General features: G+C 61.9%; 17 protein-coding genes. 14 read left to right on the forward strand and 3 right to left on the reverse strand.

The features are described 5' to 3' along the window. Positions 1 to 8: 8 nt before the first annotated feature. Positions 9 to 725 carry a GntR family transcriptional regulator gene (locus AC4CWF_RS23720; protein ID WP_491286053.1) on the reverse strand — a complete coding sequence of 239 codons (717 nt, stop codon included), beginning with the start codon at positions 723 to 725 and terminating at the stop codon, positions 9 to 11. A 166-nt stretch (positions 726 to 891) separates the two neighbouring features. Here AC4CWF_RS23720 and AC4CWF_RS23725 point away from each other — a divergent pair, with 166 nt between their 5' ends. The 4 genes from AC4CWF_RS23725 (at position 892) to AC4CWF_RS23740 (ending at position 5,114) form a co-directional block, all read left to right on the forward strand. Beyond that, the gene (locus AC4CWF_RS23725) at positions 892 to 1,554 is read left to right on the forward strand and encodes an aspartate/glutamate racemase family protein (protein WP_491286054.1); all 663 of its coding nucleotides are present in this window, start codon (positions 892 to 894) and stop codon (positions 1,552 to 1,554) included. Further along, positions 1,551 to 2,912 (forward strand): dihydroorotase, encoded by a 1,362-nt coding sequence (locus AC4CWF_RS23730; protein WP_491286056.1) that lies wholly within the window; start codon positions 1,551 to 1,553, stop codon positions 2,910 to 2,912. Before AC4CWF_RS23725 ends, AC4CWF_RS23730 begins: the two co-directional genes overlap by 4 nt. A gap of 48 nt (positions 2,913 to 2,960) precedes the next feature. After that, positions 2,961 to 3,887, forward strand: coding sequence for a dihydrodipicolinate synthase family protein (locus tag AC4CWF_RS23735; protein WP_491286058.1), 927 nt, complete (start codon positions 2,961 to 2,963; stop codon positions 3,885 to 3,887). 72 nt (positions 3,888 to 3,959) lie between these two features. After that, a complete protein-coding gene (locus AC4CWF_RS23740; protein WP_491286060.1) occupies positions 3,960 to 5,114 on the forward strand; it encodes a MalY/PatB family protein in 1,155 nt (384 codons plus the stop codon). A 55-nt stretch (positions 5,115 to 5,169) separates the two neighbouring features. Here AC4CWF_RS23740 and AC4CWF_RS23745 read toward each other — a convergent pair whose 3' ends face one another. After that, positions 5,170 to 5,871 (reverse strand): GntR family transcriptional regulator, encoded by a 702-nt coding sequence (locus tag AC4CWF_RS23745; RefSeq protein ID WP_491286063.1) that lies wholly within the window; start codon positions 5,869 to 5,871, stop codon positions 5,170 to 5,172. 165 nt (positions 5,872 to 6,036) lie between these two features. On the opposite strand from AC4CWF_RS23745, the gene AC4CWF_RS23750 reads away from it, so the two are divergent. From AC4CWF_RS23750 to AC4CWF_RS23775, 6 genes are all read left to right on the forward strand, one after another. Further along, on the forward strand, positions 6,037 to 7,974 hold the full coding sequence (locus AC4CWF_RS23750; protein WP_491286065.1) for an ABC transporter substrate-binding protein: 1,938 nt from the start codon (positions 6,037 to 6,039) through the stop codon (positions 7,972 to 7,974). Positions 7,975 to 8,046: 72 nt separating this feature from the next. Continuing rightward, a complete protein-coding gene (locus AC4CWF_RS23755; protein WP_491286067.1) occupies positions 8,047 to 9,033 on the forward strand; it encodes an ABC transporter permease in 987 nt (328 codons plus the stop codon). Next, positions 9,030 to 10,178, forward strand: a complete 1,149-nt coding sequence (locus tag AC4CWF_RS23760; RefSeq protein ID WP_491286069.1) for an ABC transporter permease — start codon at positions 9,030 to 9,032, stop codon at positions 10,176 to 10,178. The genes AC4CWF_RS23755 and AC4CWF_RS23760 overlap by 4 nt, the downstream gene beginning before the upstream one ends. Beyond that, on the forward strand, positions 10,178 to 11,875 hold the full coding sequence (locus AC4CWF_RS23765) for an ABC transporter ATP-binding protein (protein ID WP_491286071.1): 1,698 nt from the start codon (positions 10,178 to 10,180) through the stop codon (positions 11,873 to 11,875). Before AC4CWF_RS23760 ends, AC4CWF_RS23765 begins: the two co-directional genes overlap by 1 nt. Before the next feature lie 4 nt (positions 11,876 to 11,879). Then, a complete protein-coding gene (manD, locus tag AC4CWF_RS23770; RefSeq protein WP_491286073.1) occupies positions 11,880 to 13,088 on the forward strand; it encodes a D-mannonate dehydratase ManD in 1,209 nt (402 codons plus the stop codon). Between the two features lie 25 nt (positions 13,089 to 13,113). Then, positions 13,114 to 14,268: a mandelate racemase/muconate lactonizing enzyme family protein gene (locus AC4CWF_RS23775; RefSeq protein ID WP_491286075.1), complete on the forward strand. Its 1,155-nt coding sequence runs from the start codon at positions 13,114 to 13,116 to the stop codon at positions 14,266 to 14,268. Positions 14,269 to 14,282: 14 nt separating this feature from the next. Here AC4CWF_RS23775 and AC4CWF_RS23780 read toward each other — a convergent pair whose 3' ends face one another. Then, the gene (locus AC4CWF_RS23780; RefSeq protein ID WP_491286077.1) at positions 14,283 to 15,506 is read right to left on the reverse strand and encodes a LysR substrate-binding domain-containing protein; all 1,224 of its coding nucleotides are present in this window, start codon (positions 15,504 to 15,506) and stop codon (positions 14,283 to 14,285) included. Between the two features lie 111 nt (positions 15,507 to 15,617). On the opposite strand from AC4CWF_RS23780, the gene AC4CWF_RS23785 reads away from it, so the two are divergent. The 4 genes from AC4CWF_RS23785 to AC4CWF_RS23800 are packed head-to-tail and all read left to right on the forward strand — an operon-like array spanning position 15,618 to position 19,474. Further along, positions 15,618 to 16,352 (forward strand): PIG-L deacetylase family protein, encoded by a 735-nt coding sequence (locus AC4CWF_RS23785; RefSeq protein ID WP_491286079.1) that lies wholly within the window; start codon positions 15,618 to 15,620, stop codon positions 16,350 to 16,352. Continuing rightward, a complete protein-coding gene (locus AC4CWF_RS23790; RefSeq protein WP_491286081.1) occupies positions 16,349 to 17,023 on the forward strand; it encodes a 4-carboxy-4-hydroxy-2-oxoadipate aldolase/oxaloacetate decarboxylase in 675 nt (224 codons plus the stop codon). Before AC4CWF_RS23785 ends, AC4CWF_RS23790 begins: the two co-directional genes overlap by 4 nt. Positions 17,024 to 17,070: 47 nt before the next feature. After that, positions 17,071 to 17,955 carry an NAD(P)-dependent oxidoreductase gene (locus AC4CWF_RS23795; RefSeq protein ID WP_491286083.1) on the forward strand — a complete coding sequence of 295 codons (885 nt, stop codon included), beginning with the start codon at positions 17,071 to 17,073 and terminating at the stop codon, positions 17,953 to 17,955. Between the two features lies 1 nt (position 17,956). Further along, positions 17,957 to 19,474: a tripartite tricarboxylate transporter permease gene (locus tag AC4CWF_RS23800; protein ID WP_491286085.1), complete on the forward strand. Its 1,518-nt coding sequence runs from the start codon at positions 17,957 to 17,959 to the stop codon at positions 19,472 to 19,474. Positions 19,475 to 19,495 lie beyond the last annotated feature (21 nt).

Genomic DNA, 19,495 nt, shown 5'->3' on the forward strand with positions numbered 1-19,495 from the left:
GGGGACGGCTAGAGCGTCAGGCCGGAGCGGCCGTTGGAAATGAGCGCCGTCAAAATGCCGACGCGGGTGTTTTCGTTGTGGCGCACCATGGCAACGCGCGCCGCATCAGAATCGCGCTTGCGCAAGACCTCGACGATCTCGTGATGGTCGCGGTTGGTTTCCGGGTTCACGTCACGCATGCGGGCGCCCATATAGAAAAGCCGGGCGCATTCCTCGAGATGGCTGATGACCAGCGCATGCAGGCGCGGATTGCGCGAGGCCCGCGCGATGGCGGCATGAAACGCCTGGTTTGCTTCGACAAAACTGCGCACGCTGGCATTTTCGCCCAACTCGTAGTTGACGTCGGCCAGCCTATCCAGTTCATCGAGTTCTTCAGCCGTCAGGTTTTCAGCGGCGAGAGCTGCCGCCGATCCCTCCAGCATTTCGCGGATAGCGAAGAGGTCGTTCATGTCCTTCACCGTCACCGGCGTCACGCGGTAGCCGCGGCGGGGATAGGCTTCCATGAAACCTTCGACGCAGAGCCGCGCCAAGGCCTCGCGCACCGGCGTCTTGCTCACGGAAAGCTGCTCGGCGAGTTCCGGTTCGGACACTTCCATGCCCGGCGGCATATCACCGGTGATGATCCGCTCACGCAGGCTCGCATAGGCCATTTCCGTCAGCGACTTGCCGCGACGGGCCGTCTGGGGTTCGCCTGGCTGGTCCATATCCGCTGCAATCTCTGTCATTCTTCGTTCCGTTCGCAAGGTCGCTGCCGATATAGGCGCTTCATGCGTTTCCCGCTATACCAGTGGCGCGCTTGTGCTTTGACAGGCCGAAATCCCTGAGATATTACGTAGTATATTAACGGCGGTTCGTGTTGACCGCAATCCCTGTCATGCCCCGGGTGCCCCAGTGTCTCAGATTCTCGTCATCAATCCCAACAGTTCCGTCTCCGTGACGCGTTCGATGGAGGATTGCCTTGCGCCGGTGCGCGCCGCCTCCCGCCATGACGTGATGTGTACGGAACTGGCCAAATCGCCGCCGGGCATCGAAACCGATGCACACGTGCAGGAAGTCATCCCGCATCTCATCGAAAAGATCCGCGGTTCGGATGCCGATGCCTTCGTCGTCGCCTGTTTTTCGGATCCGGGCATCGATACGGTGCGCAAGGCAACGACGCGGCCAGTGATCGGCATTGCGGAAGCCGCTTATCTCGCAGCACTCGGCCTTGGCCGTCGTTTCGGCATCGTCTCGCTCGGGCCGTCCTCGATTGCCCGGCACCTGCGCTATCTCGGCCATCTCCACCTCGATCAACGGCTTGCCGGCGACCGCTCCATCGACATGACGGTGGTGCAGCTGATGGCAACGGATGCCGCCGAACAGGTTGCCCGGATCGGACAGGCATTGCGGGACGAGGATGGCGCCGATGTCATCATTCTCGGCTGCGCCGGCCTTGGCGGTTATCGGTCCGAGATCGAGGCCCTGCTCGGCCTTCCTGTGGTCGATCCGGTGCAGGCCGGGGCAGCACTTGCCTGCACCACGGTTGATTTGAACTATACGAGGACGCTTGCATGAGCTTTGATCTTCTCATCCGCGGCACGCTTATCCTGCCCGAGGGACCGCTGGAAAACGGCTGGCTTGCCGTCCGGGCTGGCCGCATCGAGGCCATCGGCACCGGTGAGGCGCCAGCGGCAGACGAAGTGTTCGATGCCGCCGACAACCTGGTCATCCCCGGTGTCGTCGACGGCCAGACCCATGCCGGCAGTTTTGGCGGCCTGAAGGGCATCGGCTCGACCACCCGCTCGGCCATTGCCGGCGGCGTTACCACCATTGTCGACATGCCCTATGACAATCCGGCGCCGCTCAACACCCGCGAGCGGTTGGACGACAAGATCGCCGCCATCAACGAACATGCCCACGCCCATGTGGCACTGTATGCGACCGTGATGCCGGGGCAGGACATGGGCGAGGTGGCAGGCCTTGTCGAGGGCGGTGTCGTCGCCTTCAAGATCTCCACCTTCGAAAGCAGCCCGACACGTTTTCCCCGCATCGGCGCCGACCAGATGCTGGATCTCTTCGAGGCGCTGGCACAGACCGATATTCCGCTCGGCGTCCACAACGAGGACCAGGAGATTGTGCGTGCCCGCATTGCCAAGGCGAAAGCGGCTGGCCGCGATGGCATCGAGGCGCATTCGCAAAGCCGGCCGCCTGCCGCAGAACTTGCCGCCACCGCCCATTTCCTTGAACTGGGAGCCGCAGCCGGCGCCCACGCGCATATCGTCCACCTGACATCGTCGCGCGGTTTCCAGCTGGTCGAGCATTACCGCGCCGATGGATTTCGCACGACGGGCGAGCTTTGCGTGCATTACCTGTGGTTCGATCCGGCAACCGATGGTGCGCTCGGCGCGCGCATGAAGGTGAACCCGCCAATCCGTCCCGGCGAGATCGAGCCGCTCTGGCAAGAAGTGCTATCGGGCCGCGTTGCCTTTGTCAGCTCGGATCATTCGAGCTGGCCGATCGACAACAAGTTCACCCCGTCCATCTTCGAGGCCGGCGCCGGCGTGCCGGGGCTCGAAACGCTGCTGCCGGCCTTTTATACCGGTGCGGAAAACCGCGCTCTTGATGCGCCGCAGCTCACCGTTTCGCAGCTTTGCGAACGCCCGGCGCGCTTCTTTGGCCTTTATCCGCAAAAGGGCGTTTTGGCCGTCGGCGCCGATGCGGATATCGTCGTTCTCAACCGCGAAACCTATCCGTGGGACAGCGCCAAGGCGCATGACGATCTCAACTGGAGCCCGTTCGACGGGCGCAATTTCACCGTGAAAGTGGCCCGCACCTATCTGTCCGGCCAACTTGCCTTCGATGGAACCGCCGTCGTCAACAAGCCCGGCGACGGCACCTATGCCGCCCGTGGCGCCAGCCGCTGGTTTTCCTAACAACTTTGCCGCAACATCCGCCCACAATCTGATTGTCGAGAGAGAGCCATGACCCGCATTTCTGCCGAAAGCAAAGGCGTCTACATCATCGCCGTCACGCCGTTTCGTGAGGATGGCGCCATCGATACCGCAAGCGTCGACCGCATGGTCGATTTCTACCTGGACAAGGGTGCTGACGGACTGACCATTCTCGGCATGATGGGCGAAGCGCCAAAACTGACGCAGCAGGAATCCATCGAGGTCACCCGCCAGGTGATTGCACGCGCAGGGAACAAGCCGGTCGTGGTCGGCGTCTCTGCGCCGGGTCTTGCCGCCATCGGCGAACTGACCAAGGCGGTGATGGATCTCGGCGCTGCCGGCGTCATGGTGGCGCCGACCGCCGCCCTTCGCACCGACGACCAGATCCTCGGTTATTACCGCAATGTCGTGGCAACGATCGGCCCGGACGTGCCGCTGGTGCTGCAGGATTTTCCGCTGGCAACCGGCGTGCAGATTTCCACCCGCACCATCGGCGCCATCATCGAGGCGCTGCCGAGCATGGTCATGCTGAAGCATGAGGATTGGCCGGGCCTCGACAAGATCAGCGATCTTCGCAACGCGGAAGCCACTGGTCGCCGGCGCATTTCCATTCTCTGCGGCAATGGCGGCGTGTTCCTGCCGGAAGAAATGGGCCGCGGTGCCGATGGCGCGATGACCGGTTTTGCCTATCCGGAAATGATGGTGGATGTCGTGCGGCTCACCAATGCCGGGGATATGGCGCGCGCGCAGGACCTTTTTGATGCCTATCTGCCGCTCGCCCGTTTCGAGCAACAGCCGGGCCTTGGCCTTGCCGTGCGCAAATATGTGCTCGCCAAGCGCGGCGCAATCGCCAGCCAGGCGCAGCGTCGACCGGGCGCAAGCCTTGGCGCAAAGGCCGTTGCCGAAGTGGATAACCTGATGGCACGGCTGGACAGGCGGCTTGCCGAACTGGCTTGATGCCGGACTGGCTTGATGCCGGACATTTTTTGCAGAGCCTCCGTTGAGGCATTGGCCGGACAGGGTGACCTCATGACGTCCTTCGACTTCGATACGCTGATCGAGCGCCGCGGAACCGACGCAAAGAAATGGGCCGCCTATCCGGCAGACGTCCTGCCCATGTGGGTGGCAGACATGGATTTTGCAGCGCCCCCGTCGGTCATCGAGGCGCTGCAGGCCCGCGTCGAGCATGGCGTGTTCGGTTATGGCCTGCCGCAGGATGCATTTCGCCAGCAGATCGTCGATGACATGCAGGCGAAATATGGCTGGGCGATCTCGGCCGACGATATCGTCTTCCTGCCGGGCGTCGAGCCCGGCTTCAACATGGCACTGAAATCGGAAACGAAGCCCGGCGACGGCCTGCTGATCCAGACGCCGATCTATAGTCCCATCCTCAATGCGCACCGTCATTGGGGGCTGGAAAGCATCGATGCGCCGCTGGTGACGACGGCCAAGGGTTACGAGATGGATACGACAGCGCTGGATGCGGCCATGGCGAAAAGCCGGGCCTTCCTGCTCTGCAATCCGCACAACCCGACCGGCAAGGTGCTCACGCACAGCGAACTGACGGCCATCGCCCAGTCCGCCATTCGCCACGACGTTCTGGTGATTGCCGACGAAATCCACTGCGAATTGCTGCTCGACGGTCACCGCCACATCCCGATCGCCTCGCTCTCGCCGGAGATCGCAGAGCGCACCATCACGCTGATGTCGGCCAGCAAGACCTATAATATTGCAGGTTTGAAGACCGCTTTTGCCATTGTCCCAGACGCCGATCTCCGCCGGCGCTTCAACGCTTCCCGTCTCGGGCTGGTCGACAGCGTCAATGTACTAGGCCTTGAGGCCAGCCGGGCAGCCTACGCCACGGCCGGTGCCTGGCGCGATGCGCTGCTCGCCTATCTGCAGGCAAACCGCGATTACCTGCAGGGCGAACTCGCACGGCGCTTTCCCGCCATCCGCATGGTACCCGCACAAAGCACCTATCTCGCCTGGCTGGATTGTTCGGCGCTTGAGCTGCCCGAACCGCCGCAGAGCTTCTTTCTCGACAGGGGCCGGGTCGCCTTCAGCGCCGGTTCCGATTTCGGCTCGAACTATAGCCAGTTCCTCAGGGTCAACTTCGGTTGCCCGCGCCCTCTTCTGGAGGAGGGGCTGGCACGCATGGAAAAGGCGCTTTCATCGCGCCTCTAGCGTGGCGATAAAGCCGAAAGCATGCGACTGGCGCTGGCGCTGACAATCCGCGTCTTCAGGACCGTCGCCCGCTGTCGCGCCCGTTCCTGATCAGCCTGAGATGTTCGATAATGTGGCGCCCGGAACCCTCGACATGCTGGGCGATGATCCGGGCGGCACCGTCGGCATCCTGCGCGGCAATGCAGCGCAGCAGCTCGCGATGTTCGTTGAGCACGCTGGTCTGGCGGCTAAGCGATGTCTGGAAGTTGCGGCTGATCGCCGACAGGATCTCGCGGTGGCGCCACCACAGATCGACGGCATGGCGATTATAATGCCGGTCGTACATGACCTGGTGAAAGGTCATGTCGAGCTTTGAATGGGCATGCGGGTCGGCAAAGTTCAGCGCCTCCATCTGCGCCTGCAACGCCTCCAGCCGTTCGAGATCCGCCTGTGTCGCAAGGCCGACGAACCAGCGCGTCAGCGCCGGCTCGATCAGCACCTCGATCTCGAAAATGTCGCGCACGAAGGTTTCGTCGATAGGCCGGACGCGCGCGCCGCGATTGGGCATCATCACCACGAAACCTTCGCCGCGCAGTTGCTGCAGCGCTTCGCGCACCGGGTTCGTGGACGTTCCCATGCGCTCGGCAAGCTCGGCCACCTTGAGCCGCGCGTTGGCGGCTAGGCGCCCCTGGATGATGTCGTCGCGGATGCGCTCGTAGATCGAGGCTTCAACCTGTTCCGTGTCGTCGGCCTGCAGCAAAGGGATGATCGTGCTCATGACCTCGTTTTAGCCGAAACCTGGGCATGCTGCCAAGTGCGAATTATTCCATTTAGCACACGCTCGTTGACAAATAATGTACAATCTGAGAGTTTCCGTGCATCCGGTTGGCTGGGACGATCGGGCGTGCCTGAGGAGCGGGCACTTACCAAGTGGAGGAATACCATGTGCTATCAGCACAAGCTGCGCAGCCTCATCGTGTCGACGGGGCTGATGGGAGTTGTTGTCTGCGGATTGGCCGGCGCGCCTTTCGCGCAAGAGTATCACCAGGCGCCTGTCCTCGATGAACAGGTGAAGGCGGGCAAGCTGCCGGCGGTGACCGAACGTCTTCCAGAACATCCGTTCGTCGAAACCATGATCGACGGCGTCGGCAAATATGGCGGAACGCTGCGCACGACGATCCTTGCCAATGGCGACCAGTATAATCTGACCCGCACCATTGCCAACGAACTGCTGGTGCGCTGGGATCCGAAGTGGAGCAAGATCGAGCCGTCACTGGCGGAGAAATTCACCGCGTCCGATGATGCCACCACCTACACCTTTACCCTGCGCAAGGGGCTGAAGTGGAGCGACGGCCAGCCTTTTACCGTCGACGACATCATGTTCTGGTACGAGGACGTGTTCATGAACCCGGCGCTGTCGCCGGCCAAGAACCCGACCTTTACCGTGGCCGGCAAGCCGGTCAAGGTTCGCAAGATCGACGAACAGACGGTAGAGTTCAAGTTCGACGCGCCCTATGGCCTGTTCCTGCAGCAGCTCGCCTATGGCCAGGGCCACCTGCCGGTGATCTACCCGAAACATTACCTCAGCCAGTTCCACGAGAAGTACAACAAGGACGGTATTCCGGCACTGCTCAAGGCAAACCCGGCGGTGAGCGACTGGGTGTCGCTGTTCAACTCGAAGATCTCGCTGACCTTCCAGCCCGCCTACTGGCAGAATCTGCAACTTCCGACCATGAACCCATGGATCCTGACGGTGCCCTATGCCGATGGCGAGCGGGTGGCAGCCAAGCGCAATCCCTTCTACTGGAAGGTCGATACGGCCGGTAACCAGCTGCCCTATATCGACAACGTCACCTGGGCAAAGCTTGATGATCCGCAGTTGATGGCGCTGAAGATGACGTCGGGCGAATTTGACTTCGCGTTCCGCCATATCAACAATTCCACCTTCAAGTCGGTTCTGTTCGACGGCCAGGAAACCGGCAAATACCGTTTTGTCGACGTGAAGGACCTGCCGGCCAATGACGCCGTCATCCTGCTCAACCTCAACTCGAACGATCCAGTGAAGCGGAAAATCTTCCAGAACAAGGATTTCCGCATCGGGCTCAGCAAGGCGATCAACCGGCAGGAGATCATTGATCTCGTCTATGTCGGCCAGGGCGCCCCGGCGCAGGTTGCCGTGCAGCCGGAACATGAGCTGTTCAACGAGAAGGAGGCAACGCAATATACCGAGTATGATCCGGCAGCGGCCAATGCCGAACTCGACAAGCTGATGCCGAACAAGGACGGCGAAGGTTTTCGCCTCGACGAGACCGGCAAGCGCTTCACCATCAACTTCATGGTCGCCGATGTGTTCGGCCTGTCCTATCCGGATGTCATGCAGATGGTGCAGCAATATGCGAAAGACGTCGGCATCGATATCCAGATCCGCACCACCGATCGCGCGCGGCTGAACACCATGTGGAGCGCCAACGAGCAGGACGCCTATATCTGGAACTGCGTCGGCGGCCTGTCTGAAGTCTATACCGATCCGCGCTGCTACATGCCGTTCCAGAAGGCGGACATCTTCTTTGCCGTGCGCTGGGCCGAATGGTACGCCAATCCCGCCACCGGCGAGGAGCCGCCCGCAAACATCAAGGCGCTGATGGCGGCCTATGACAAGGTCAATGCGTCCGTCAATGATGACGACCGCAAGGCACGGATGAAGGAATTCCTCAACCTTTCGGCGGAGAACTTCCTCAACATCGGCATTTCCCGGCCCATGCCGAAATACATGATGGTGTCGAAGGATCTGAAAAACGTCGTCGACGGCATTCCGATCACCGGCAACCTGTGGCACCCGGCGCCGACCCTGTCGCAGTGGTATTTCGACAAGGCCCGCTAGGCCGCACACAAAGGCCGGAAGCGTCAGCGCTTTCGGCCAAGCTCTCTCCCGTGAAAATCAACGGTCATTGACATGCTTCGCTATATCGCCAAGCGGCTGGTGTTTGCCATTCCGACACTGTTTGCCGTCTCGATCATTGCCTTCATCATCATCCAGCTGCCGCCGGGCGATTATCTGACGACGCTGATGGCCGATTGGGCAAGCCAGGGCGGCGCCGTGGAAGCCGGGACCGTTGCCGCCATGCGCGAGCGCTACGGCCTCGATCAGCCGATGTATTTCCAATATTACAAGTGGATGGCGGGCATTCTCCTGCACGGCGATTTCGGCATCTCGTTCGAACTTGGCAAGCCGGTGACGGAGCTGATCTGGAGCCGGCTGGGCTTTTCGCTGATGCTGTCGCTGCTGACGCTCTGCTTTGTCTGGGCGGTCGCCATTCCGATCGGCATTCTGTCGGCGGTTCGCCAGTATTCGATCTCCGATTATGTCGTGACCTTCCTTGCCTTCTTCTTCCTTGCCGTGCCCGACTTCCTGATGGCGCTCGGCGCCATGTATGTAATGTCGGTCTGGTTCGGCCAAAGCGTCGGCGGCCTGTTCTCGCCTGCCTATGTCGATGCCGGCTGGAGCCTCGGCAAACTGCTTGATCTGGCAAATCATGTCTGGCTGCCGGTGATCGTCATCGGCCTTGGCTCGCTTGCAGCGCTTGTGCGCATCATGCGGGCCAACCTGCTGGACGAACTGTCCAAGCCCTACGTCACCACCGCCCGCGCCAAGGGCATGTCCGAGTTCGAGCTTTTGATTCGCTATCCGGTGCGATTGGCGCTCAACCCGCTGATGTCGACACTTGGCTGGATCCTGCCGGCCGTCATTTCCGGCGAAATCATCGTTTCTGTCGTGATGAGCCTGCCGACCACGGGTCCGTTGCTGCTGCGCGCGCTGCTGGCGCAGGACATGTATCTCGCCGGCTCGCTGATCCTCCTCATTTCCGTCCTCACCATCATCGGCACGCTGATCTCCGACATCCTGCTGGCCATGACCGATCCGCGGATTAGACTGACATGACCGACATGACCCACCTCCCCCCCGAGACAGAAACCGGGATCGATCTTGCCGACAAGACGATCGCGGTCGCCGGCCAGTGGCGCCTGTTCTGGCTGAAGTTCAAGAAGCACAAGATCGCGCTGGCAAGCCTCGTCATCATCTGCCTGATGTATCTCATTGCCGCCTTTGCCGATTTCATCGCGCCGCTTGATCCCAATGCCACCAATGCCCGCTTCACCTACGCGCCGCCGCAAAGCCTTTCACTGATGCATGACGGCGCCTTCATGCCCCATGTCGACCAGTTGAAGATGACGCTCAACAAGGAGAGCATGCGGCGCGAATTCGAGCCCGACCCGCAAAAACCAGTGGCTGTTGGATTTCTCGTGCCGTCCGCGCCCTACAGCATGCTCGGGTTCATCCCCATGCAGACAAAGCTGTTCGGGCTCGTCAACGCAAAGCCGGGCGACAGCCTTTACATCATGGGGGCCGACCGGCTCGGGCGCGACATCTTCTCGCGCGTCGTCTACGGCGCCCGCATCTCGCTTTCCATCGGCCTCGTCGGCGTGCTGATGAGCCTCGTGCTCGGCGTTGCGATTGGCGGCGTGTCCGGCTTCTTCGGCGGCTGGGTGGACATGGTGATCCAGCGCATCATCGAAATGCTGCGGTCGATCCCGACGATCCCGTTGTGGATGGGGCTGGCTGCCGCCATTCCGGTCAGCTGGCCACCGTTGCGCACCTATTTCGTCATTACGCTGATCGTCTCCCTGCTTGGGTGGACCAGCCTTGCCCGCGAGGTGCGCGGAAAGTTCCTGTCGCTGCGCGACGAGGATTTCGTCACCGCCGCACGCGTCGATGGCATGAGCGAGATCGGCATCATCTTCCACCATCTGGTGCCATCCTTCATGAGCCACATCATCGCGACCGTGACGCTGGCCATCCCGACGATGATTCTGGCGGAAACCGCGCTGTCCTTCCTCGGCATCGGCCTGCAGCCGCCGATCATCTCCTGGGGCGTGCTGTTGCAGGAGGCGCAGAACATCCGCGCGGTAGCGCAGGCGCCCTGGCTGCTGTTTACGCCGGCGGCCGCCATCGTGATTGCCGTGCTTTCCCTCAATTTCCTTGGCGACGGACTGCGCGACGCCGCCGACCCGTACGAGTCCGTCTGATGAGCATGACCCACGATACCATTCTGAAGGTCGAAGACCTGCGCACCTACTTCAAGACCCGCACCGGGGTATTCAAGGCGGTCGATGGCGTGTCCTTTCAATTGCAGCGCGGCAAGACGCTCTGCGTCGTCGGCGAAAGCGGGTCCGGCAAGTCGGTCACGGCCCGCTCCATCCTGCAGATCGTCGACAGGCCCGGCAGGATCGAGGGTGGCTCGATCTGGCTCACCCGGGAGGACGGCTCGACGGTCGATCTGGCAAAGCTCGATCCGCGCGGCGAAGAGATCCGCCGGGTGCGCGGCCGTGACATTGCCATGATCTTCCAGGAGCCGATGAGTTCGCTGTCTCCGGTCCACCGCATCGGCGAGCAGATCGGCGAGGCGCTGCGTATCCATTTCGGCACGCCGAAGGCCGAGCGCCGCGAACGGGTGCTGGACCTGCTGCGACAGGTGGAAATTCCCCGACCCGAAACGGCTATCGACCGCTATACGTTCGAGTTTTCCGGCGGCATGCGCCAGCGGGTGATGATCGCCATGGCGCTTGCCTGCAATCCGAAAGTGCTGATCGCCGATGAGCCGACGACGGCGCTCGACGTGACGACGCAGGCGGAAATCCTCGACCTGATCAAGCGGCTGCAGCAAAACCATGGCATGGCCGTGCTTTTCATTACCCACGACATGGGCGTGGTCGCCGAAATCGCCGACGAGGTGCTGGTGATGTATCGCGGCCGGGTGATGGAGCATGGCAGCGTCGATGAGGTCTTTCATGCGCCAAAGGACAACTACACCAAGCAGCTGATCGGCTCCGTGGTGCGGCTGGAGCGCAAGGCCGAGATCCGGCTGAAGCGGGCCGAAATCGCAGCCGACGCCCCGCTGCTGCTCGACGTACGCAACATGTCGCTGACGTTTCCATCCGGCCTGAAGGCGGTTGACGACGTGTCGTTGACCGTCCGGCCGGGCGAGACGCTCGGCATTGTCGGAGAAAGTGGCTCCGGCAAGACGACGATGGGGCGCTGCCTACTGCGCATCTACGATCCACAAGCGGGCGAGATCAACTACCGCCGCGCCGATGGCAGCAGCATCGACCTGCGGCTTGCCGACAAGCCGCAACTGAAGGAACTGCGCCGCGAGGTACGGATGATCTTTCAGGATCCAGTCGGATCGCTCAGCCCGCGCAAGACCGTTGGCCAGATCATTGCCGAACCGCTGAAACTGGCCGGCATGCGCGGTGCGGAACTGGAAGATCGGGTGGCGGAACTGATGCAGCAGGTGGGGCTTGAACCCAGCTGGCGCGAACGGTATCCGCACGCGTTTTCCGGTGGCCAGCGCCAGCGTATCGGCATTGCCCGCGCCATCTCCGTCAAGCCCCGACTGATCGTTGCCGACGAAGCGACCTCGGCGCTCGACGTATCCTTGCGCTCGCAGGTGCTCGACCTGATGATGAAACTGCAGGATGAGCTGGGGCTCTCCTACGTGTTCATTTCCCACGACATGTCGGTGATCCGCTACATGTGCGACCGCGTGGCGGTCATGTATCGCGGTCGCATCGTGGAAGCCGGCGACACCGACCAGGTCGTCAATCGTCCGACCCATGACTACACGAGGGCGCTGCTCTCGGCCATTCCCCATCCAGATCCCCGCGACCGACGGATACAGAACCGTTTCCGCTATGTCGCGCCCACTGTTCCAGCAAACGGATAAGTCGATGAAAATCACCGATGTCAAAATCATTGTCTGCTCTCCCGGCCGAAATTTCGTCACGGTCAAGATTTTCACCGACGAAGGGCTGACGGGCGTTGGCGATGCGACGCTGAACGGGCGAGAATTGGCGGTGGTCGCCTATCTGGAAGAACATATCGCGCCGCTTCTGATCGGCCGTGATCCAAGCCGCATCGAAGACATCTGGCAGTATTTCTACAAGGGGGCCTACTGGCGCCGGGGTCCGGTGACGATGGCAGCGATTGCCGGCATCGACACGGCACTCTGGGACATCAAGGCCAAGGCCGCCAACATGCCGCTCTACCAGCTGCTCGGCGGTGCGAGCCGCGAAAAGGTGCTGTGCTACACGCATGCGCAAGGAACCAACATTGCAGAAGCGGTCGATGCCGTAGGCCGGCGCATCGAGCAAGGCTACAAGGCCGTGCGCGTACAGGTCGGCATTCCGGGCCTACCGGACGTTTATGGCACAGGCGCCAAGGCGATTACCAACAATGCGCAAGATGATGCCGTGCCGCACGAGGAAGTGTGGTCAACGTCGAAATACATGCGCCACATCCCAAAACTGTTCGAGGCGGTGCGCGAGGCACACGGATGGGACGTTGAACTTCTGCATGACGCGCACCACCGGCTGACGCCGATCGAGGCGGCGCGCGTCGGCAAGGATCTCGAATTTGCCCGACTGTTCTGGCTGGAAGATACGGTTGCGGCCGAACACCAGGAAGGCTTTCGCCTGATCCGCAAGCACACGACCACGCCGCTTGCCGTTGGCGAAGTGTTCAACACTCTCTGGGACGCGCGCCTTCTGATGGAAGAGCAGCTGATCGACTATATCCGCACCACCTGCGTGCATGCCGGCGGCGTGACCGCACTGCGCCGGATCATGGACTTCGCATCGGTCTATAATGTGCGCACCGCCTGCCACGGCGCCATGGACATGTCACCGATCTGCCTGGGCGCCAACCTTCACCTTGATCTCTGGGTGCCAAACTTCGGTATTCAGGAATATTCCGGCTACCTGCCGGAAATCCTCGACGTCTTCCCCGGCGCCTGGAGCCTGAACGACGGCTATCTGCATCCGGGCGATGCCATCGGCCACGGTGTTGATATCAATGAGGAACTGGCGGCCAAGTATCCCTATCAGCGCGCCTATCTGCCGGTGAACCGTCTGGAAGACGGCACCCTGTGGCACTGGTAGGCGAACAGCAAAGGGAGGCACAACCATGAAGATCACTGCGATCAAGACCTATGCCGTCAAGGTCGGCATCCGCAACCAGCTCCTCGTCAAGGTGGAAACCGATGACGGCATTTTCGGATGGGGCGAAAGCGGCCTTTCTGGTCGTGAAAAGGCTGTTGCCGGCGCGCTCGAACACTATGCGGAATTTCTCAAAGGCCGCGACCCGTTCAGGATCGGCGCGCTCTGGCAGGAATTGTACCGCAGCCAGTATTTCGAGGGTGGCCGCGTGTTGCAGGCGGCGATTTCAGCCATCGACATCGCGCTCTACGACATCAAGGGCAAGGCGCTGGGCGTTCCCGTCTACGACCTCCTCGGCGGCAAGCAGCGCGACCGCATTCCGACCTTCGCCACGACCTTTGCAGCGCCCGGACCGGAAATGATCGAGCAGGCAAAAATGCTGGTCGAGCATGGCTGGACGGCGATGCGCCTGTCGCCGGCCGGTCACGAGGAAAAGGAAATCTACGAACCGCGCGAGCATATCGCAACAACGGCCAAGTGGCTGGTGAAGGCACGCGAGGCGCTCGGCGACGACATCGTGCTCGGCATCGACTATCACCATCGCCTCAGCGTGGCGGAAGCTGCCAGCTTCTGCCAGAAGATGCCCTCGGGAACACTCGATTTCCTTGAAGAACCGATCCGCGACGAATCTCCCGGCGCCTATGAAGCACTCCGGCGGATGACGGATATCCCCTTTGCCATCGGCGAGGAGTTTGCCTCGAAATGGCAGTTCCAGCCGTATATCGAGCGCGACATCCACCAGTTCAACCGGCTTGACGTGTGCAATGTCGGCGGGTTGACGGAGAGCATGAAGGTCGCCGCCTGGAGCGAGACGCATTATGTCGACATGATGCCGCACAATCCGCTCGGGCCGGTGTGTACGGCAGCAACCGTGCATTTTTGCGCGGCCGTGCCGAATTTCTCCTGGCTCGAAACCCGCAGCAGCCCGGCGGAAACACATCTGGGATTCGACAACTCCGACTTTTTCCCAACTCAGCCCCGGCTTGAAGGCGCCTTCTACCCCGTCTCCGATGCACCCGGGCTCGGCATCGAAGTGAACGAGGACCTGCTTTCCCGGCAGGAATTCGAATTCTGGGAGGCACCGCACCTCAAGCGCCGGGACGGATCCGTCACCAACTGGTGAAATCCGCCAGTCTTTCAGGACGAGGTTGCCGTGCGGATGTGATCGAGAAAGATCGATTGCAGCCTGCTCGGCAGCCAGGTCTCGCGCATGGTGATGCCGATTGTGCGCGTGCCGAGCCGCTCGCGCACATGGCCGGTGACAGGAATGCACGACAGCAGTCCTTCGCGTTCCTCGACAGCGATCTGTCGGCTTGAGAGCATCGACAGGCGGTCGCTTTCCAGAATGATGGCGCGGGTCAAAACGAGGGAGCTTGTCTCTATGCTGGCGCGCGGCGATATCGGGCATGTCTCGAAAAGCGCATCGAAGGCAGCGCGAATGGGCGTGCCCGACCGTTGCGCCACCCATTCCTGTTGCGCCAGGTCATCGAGCGATGCACCTTTGGAACATGCTGCCAGCGGATGGTTCGCCCGACCGACGATCGCATAGGGGTCGTCGAACAACGCTTCGGTTTTCAGGCCGGCCAGATCGCTTCCCGAGCGCAGGGCCCCGATCAGGATGTCGCTCGCCCCTGCGCGCAGCTGCTGTGACAGGAGTTCGTAGGAACCGTCCATCACCTCGACCCTTGCATTGGGATGAGCGGCGAGCAGCGGATTGAGCGCGCGGGACAGAAGCAGGGTGCGGGCAAGCGGCAGGCACGCGATCTTGATCTTTCCTTCCAGGCGGCCTTCGAGTTCCTTGAGTTCGTCGGCGGCCTGTTCCAGTTCGATGAGCGCCACCTGCCAGCGCATGGCGAGGCGCCGCCCGACCGTATTCGGCGCTAGGCCGCTTGGGCTGCGCACGAAGATGGCCTTGCCGAGATTGGCCTGCAACTCGTGCAGTGTCCGGTGGAGGGCTGCTGCGGAGCGCGCGCCGGAGCGCGCCGCTTCGGTGATCGAGCCGCTGCCGGCAAGCGCGATCAGCGCCTCGATCTGGCGAAAGCTGATATGGGCAAGGGCCTTGGACACCAGGATGGGGTCGCGTTTCGAGCTGGCGCCGAGCGTTTCTCCGAGCGCCGCGATGAGCTGGTTTTCCATCCGGTACAACCGCGCCAGAAGCACCTCTCCGGCATTCGTCGGCTGGCTGCCGGCGGCGTAACGGGTAAGCAGCTGCGCACCGAAGCGGGCCTCGATGCCGGCGAGAGCCACGGAGACCGAGGGCTGCGAGACATTGAGGTCGGCTGCCGCGCGATTGAGGCTGCCCGTCTCGCAGACGCGCATGAAGGCACGCAGATGACGAAGATTGAGGTCGGTTGCGATCATGGGAGAACCATACACGGATTCGCAAAAAGCTATAACCCGGCACTGCTTTCGTATTAGCCCCGCCCTTACCTTTGGTGCGAATGTTCGCCTCAAACATGGAGGAGCATCAACATGCATCAGAAGACCGGGCTCGTTGTCAGTGCCCATTCCGCAGATTTCGTCTGGAGGGCCGGCGGCGCCATCGCGGCTCATACAAAGCAGGGTTATGCTGTCACCGTCGTGTGCCTGTCATTCGGCGAACGCGGCGAGTCCGCCAAGCTCTGGCGCAAAGCCGGCATGACACTCGACGCCGTGAAGACCGACCGCAGGCGCGAGGCAGAGAATGCCGCCAAAGCGCTTGGCGTTCACGATATCCAGTTCTATGACCTGGGCGATTATCCCCTGCAGATCACGCCGGCGGCGTTCGATCGGCTGGTCGATCTCTACCGCGAGATCCGCCCGGAATTCATGCTGACCCATTCCCGCCAGGACCCCTACAACTTCGACCACCCGATGGCCACGGAGTTTGCGCAGCATGCGCGCGTCATCGCGCAGGCACACGGGCACCGGCCGGACGTGCCTATCCTCGGCGCTCCCCCGGTGTACCTGTTCGAGCCGCACCAGCCGGAGCAGTGCAACTGGAAGCCCAATTTCCTTCTCGATATCACCGAGGTCTGGGAGAAGAAGCTGGCAGCCATCAAATGCATGGAAGGCCAGGAGCATCTCTGGGAATATTATACCCGGGTCGCGCTTCAGCGTGGTGTCCAGGCGTCGCGCAATTCCGACTACAAGATCGCCTATGGCGAGGCCTATGAGGCGGTCTTTCCGCATGTCACCGGCACGCTCGGTCATGGAGCCCTGGCATGAGTGTCGTACACCGCACCATTGAGCGGCCGCTGCTCGCCATCGTCGATGCGCTGGCTGAATGCGGCACAGCGACTGTCCATGAAGCCATGGGCCGCATCGGCCTGCTGCAATCCTACATGCGGCCGATCTTTAAAGGCGCGCGGGTGGCCGGCACTGCGGTGACGGTGTCCATTCCGCCGGCAGACAACTGGATGCTGCATGTGGCCGTGGAGCAATGCCAGGAGGGCGACATCCTGGTCGTTGCCCCGACCTCGCTTTGCGATGCAGGCTATTTCGGCGAACTGCTTGCCACATCCCTCAAGGTGCGTGGCGTGCGCGGGCTGGTGATCGAGGCCGGTGTTCGCGACATCGCCGAACTGGAGGAAATGGGCTTTCCCGTCTGGTCCCGCTTCGTGTCCGCACAAGGCACCGTCAAGGCGACGCTCGGTTCCGTCAACGTCCCCATTGTCTGTGCCGGCGCCAGTATCTCGCCCGGCGACATCATCGTTGCCGATGACGATGGCGTGATGGTCGTGCCGAAAGCCAGGGCCGAAACCGCGCTGCAGGCATCCCGGGCGCGGCTGGAGAAGGAACGCCAGACCCGCGCGCGACTGATGGCGGGGGAACTGGGCCTCGACATCTACGGGATGCGCGAGACGCTTGCCGCCAAAGGACTGACCTACATCGATTGATCAGAAGCCGGGAAAGGGAGAGGAACCTTTTCCGCACGGGAGGACATATGACCACGATTGCTTTCATCGGTTTCGGTGAGGCGGCGCAATCCATCGCCGGCGGCCTTGATGGCCAAAACGCCGTGCGGCTTGCCGCATTTGACCTGCGGTTTCAGGATCCGGCAGCCTCTGCGGGCCTGCGCGCTACTGCGGCAGAACGCGGCGTGCAGCCGCTCGACACGATTGCCGACATCGCGTCGGCGGATATCGTTCTGTCGCTCGTCGTGGGGGCAGCGACCAGAGCCGTTGCAGCGTCAGTCGCCCCGCATCTTTCGCAGCATGCCATCTTCATCGATCTCAACTCCGTCGGCCCGGACAGCAAGGCTCTCGCTGCAGCCGAGATCGCGGCGGGCAAGGGCAGCTTCGTTGAAGGAGCCGTCATGGCGCGCGTGCCACCTTACGCACAGAAGGTGCCGATCCTTGTTGCCGGTCCACGCGCTTTGGAGGCTGCCGAGCGGCTGAATGCACTCGGAATGAACCTTGAGGCCGTCGGTGACACACCGGGCCAGGCCTCGTCCGTGAAAATGATCCGTTCGGTAATGATCAAGGGCGTCGAAGCACTTCTCATCGAGGCGCTGTCATCGGCGGAGCGGGCCGGCGTTACCGAACGTATCCTCGATTCCGTCGGCGAAACCTTCCCGGGGCTCGATTGGCGCCAGATCGCCGACTATTACCTGTCGCGTACGTTCGAACACGGTGCGCGCCGCGTAACAGAGATGACCGAAGCGGCCGAGACCATTGAATCTCTAGGGCTGAAAGCTCCGATGTCCCGGGCTGCCTGCGCGACGATCGCAAAAGCCCATGCCGCACTGAAAAACCAGGGCCTGTCTGTTAGCGACGGATACCGTGGTTTCGTGCCCGTCCTGGCACGTCGCCTAGCAGAGGACCTTTGACATGGATGGCATCCTTCAGTCGCTCGGCGTCATTTTTTCTTTCTCGGGCCTTGTGGTTCTTATCCTCGGAGCCTTGCTCGGCATCATCATCGGCGCCCTGCCGGGTCTTGGCCCATCGATCGGGCTAAGCCTGCTCATCCCCTTCACCTATAACCTCGGCCCCGAGCTGAGCATGCTAATGATGATCTCGCTTTATACCTCGGCCGAATATGGCGGTTCGATCAGCGCGATCCTGCTTTCAACGCCCGGCACGGCAGCAGCGGCCGCCACCGCCATCGACGGTTACGCCATGGCACGCAAGGGCAAGGCCAACGAGGCAATCTCGATTTCACTGACCGCATCCACGGTGGGCGGCGTGTTCGGTGGTCTGGCACTGCTGCTGCTGGCGATGCCACTGGCCTCGCTCGCGCTCAAATTTGGTCCGGCGGGTTATTTTGCCGTGGGCGTCTTCGGGCTGACATCGGTTGCGGCGCTCTCCGGTGGCTCGCTGCTCAAGGGTCTCGTCTGTGCTGCCTTCGGCCTTGCACTCGCAACGGTCGGCATCGACCCGATTGCCGGTACGCCGCGCTTCACCTTCGGCCTTTTCGAACTTTATGAAGGCGTGCCGTTCCTTGCCGCCCTCATTGGTCTCTTCGCCGTCTCGGAAGCGCTGGCGATGATCGAAAACCGGGCGATGGCGACACCCATCGTCAAGGACAAGGTCGGCCACGTGTTCATGTCGCGTGCGCTGTGGAAGGAAACCTGGCGGTCCATGCTATCAGGTTCGGTCATCGGCACGCTGCTCGGCATCTTGCCCGGCGTCGGCGGCAACATTGCCTGCTGGGTGGCTCGGGATTATGCCCGGGCGCGCGATCCGCATCCGGAAGAATACGGCCTTGGTTCCGCCAATGGCATTGCGGCGCCGGAGGCCTCGAACAACGCAACGGTCGGCGGCGCTCTCGTTCCCCTGCTGGCGCTCGGCGTACCGGGCTCGCCGACGACCGCCATCATGGTTGGCGCGCTGATCATGCATGGCCTGCATCCGGGTCCGCAACTCTTCACCGAGGCGCCCTCTCTCGTCTATGCGATCCTCTTCGGCACGATCATTGCGTCACTTGTGCAATATGCCGCCGGCTCGCTGTTCCTGCCGCTGATGGCCCGGGTCATGCGCCTGCCGGATGCGGTGATCGCGGTCGGCATCATGGCCTTCGCCGTGCTCGGCGCCTTTGCCATCCGCAACCTGATGTTCGACGTCTACCTGATGCTCGGTTTCGGCGTCGTCGGTTATCTCATGAAGAAGCTGCGGTTCCCGGTTGCACCGGTCATTCTGGCGATGGTGCTCGGTTATCTGGTGGAATCCAATTATCGCACCGCGCTGGTTTCCTCGCAGGGCGACTACATGATTTTCATCACCGATCCGGTCAGCCTGCTGTTCCTCGTCCTCAGCCTTGTCAGCCTGCTGACACCGCTCTGGCGACGGTTTCAGGCCCGTCGCACACGGCAGGGGAGCGCCGACGAAGCGAAGGGCGCTCTGCGCTGATCAAAAACTTAAACAGGAGGA

The organism is Neorhizobium sp. PAMB6630 (assembly GCF_058242775.1).

What these genes read in the sequence shown, in the direction of transcription:
- AC4CWF_RS23720 (WP_491286053.1), bottom strand. Translation starts at nt 725, where the DNA reads ATGACAGAGATTGCAGCGGATATGGACCAGCCAGGCGAACCCCAGACG.
- AC4CWF_RS23730 (WP_491286056.1), top strand. Translation starts at nt 1,551, where the DNA reads ATGAGCTTTGATCTTCTCATCCGCGGCACGCTTATCCTGCCCGAGGGA.
- AC4CWF_RS23735 (WP_491286058.1), top strand. Translation starts at nt 2,961, where the DNA reads ATGACCCGCATTTCTGCCGAAAGCAAAGGCGTCTACATCATCGCCGTC.
- AC4CWF_RS23740 (WP_491286060.1), top strand. Translation starts at nt 3,960, where the DNA reads ATGACGTCCTTCGACTTCGATACGCTGATCGAGCGCCGCGGAACCGAC.
- AC4CWF_RS23745 (WP_491286063.1), bottom strand. Translation starts at nt 5,871, where the DNA reads ATGAGCACGATCATCCCTTTGCTGCAGGCCGACGACACGGAACAGGTT.
- AC4CWF_RS23750 (WP_491286065.1), top strand. Translation starts at nt 6,037, where the DNA reads ATGTGCTATCAGCACAAGCTGCGCAGCCTCATCGTGTCGACGGGGCTG.
- AC4CWF_RS23755 (WP_491286067.1), top strand. Translation starts at nt 8,047, where the DNA reads ATGCTTCGCTATATCGCCAAGCGGCTGGTGTTTGCCATTCCGACACTG.
- AC4CWF_RS23760 (WP_491286069.1), top strand. Translation starts at nt 9,030, where the DNA reads ATGACCGACATGACCCACCTCCCCCCCGAGACAGAAACCGGGATCGAT.
- AC4CWF_RS23765 (WP_491286071.1), top strand. Translation starts at nt 10,178, where the DNA reads ATGAGCATGACCCACGATACCATTCTGAAGGTCGAAGACCTGCGCACC.
- manD (WP_491286073.1), top strand. Translation starts at nt 11,880, where the DNA reads ATGAAAATCACCGATGTCAAAATCATTGTCTGCTCTCCCGGCCGAAAT.
- AC4CWF_RS23775 (WP_491286075.1), top strand. Translation starts at nt 13,114, where the DNA reads ATGAAGATCACTGCGATCAAGACCTATGCCGTCAAGGTCGGCATCCGC.
- AC4CWF_RS23780 (WP_491286077.1), bottom strand. Translation starts at nt 15,506, where the DNA reads ATGATCGCAACCGACCTCAATCTTCGTCATCTGCGTGCCTTCATGCGC.
- AC4CWF_RS23785 (WP_491286079.1), top strand. Translation starts at nt 15,618, where the DNA reads ATGCATCAGAAGACCGGGCTCGTTGTCAGTGCCCATTCCGCAGATTTC.
- AC4CWF_RS23790 (WP_491286081.1), top strand. Translation starts at nt 16,349, where the DNA reads ATGAGTGTCGTACACCGCACCATTGAGCGGCCGCTGCTCGCCATCGTC.
- AC4CWF_RS23795 (WP_491286083.1), top strand. Translation starts at nt 17,071, where the DNA reads ATGACCACGATTGCTTTCATCGGTTTCGGTGAGGCGGCGCAATCCATC.
- AC4CWF_RS23800 (WP_491286085.1), top strand. Translation starts at nt 17,957, where the DNA reads ATGGATGGCATCCTTCAGTCGCTCGGCGTCATTTTTTCTTTCTCGGGC.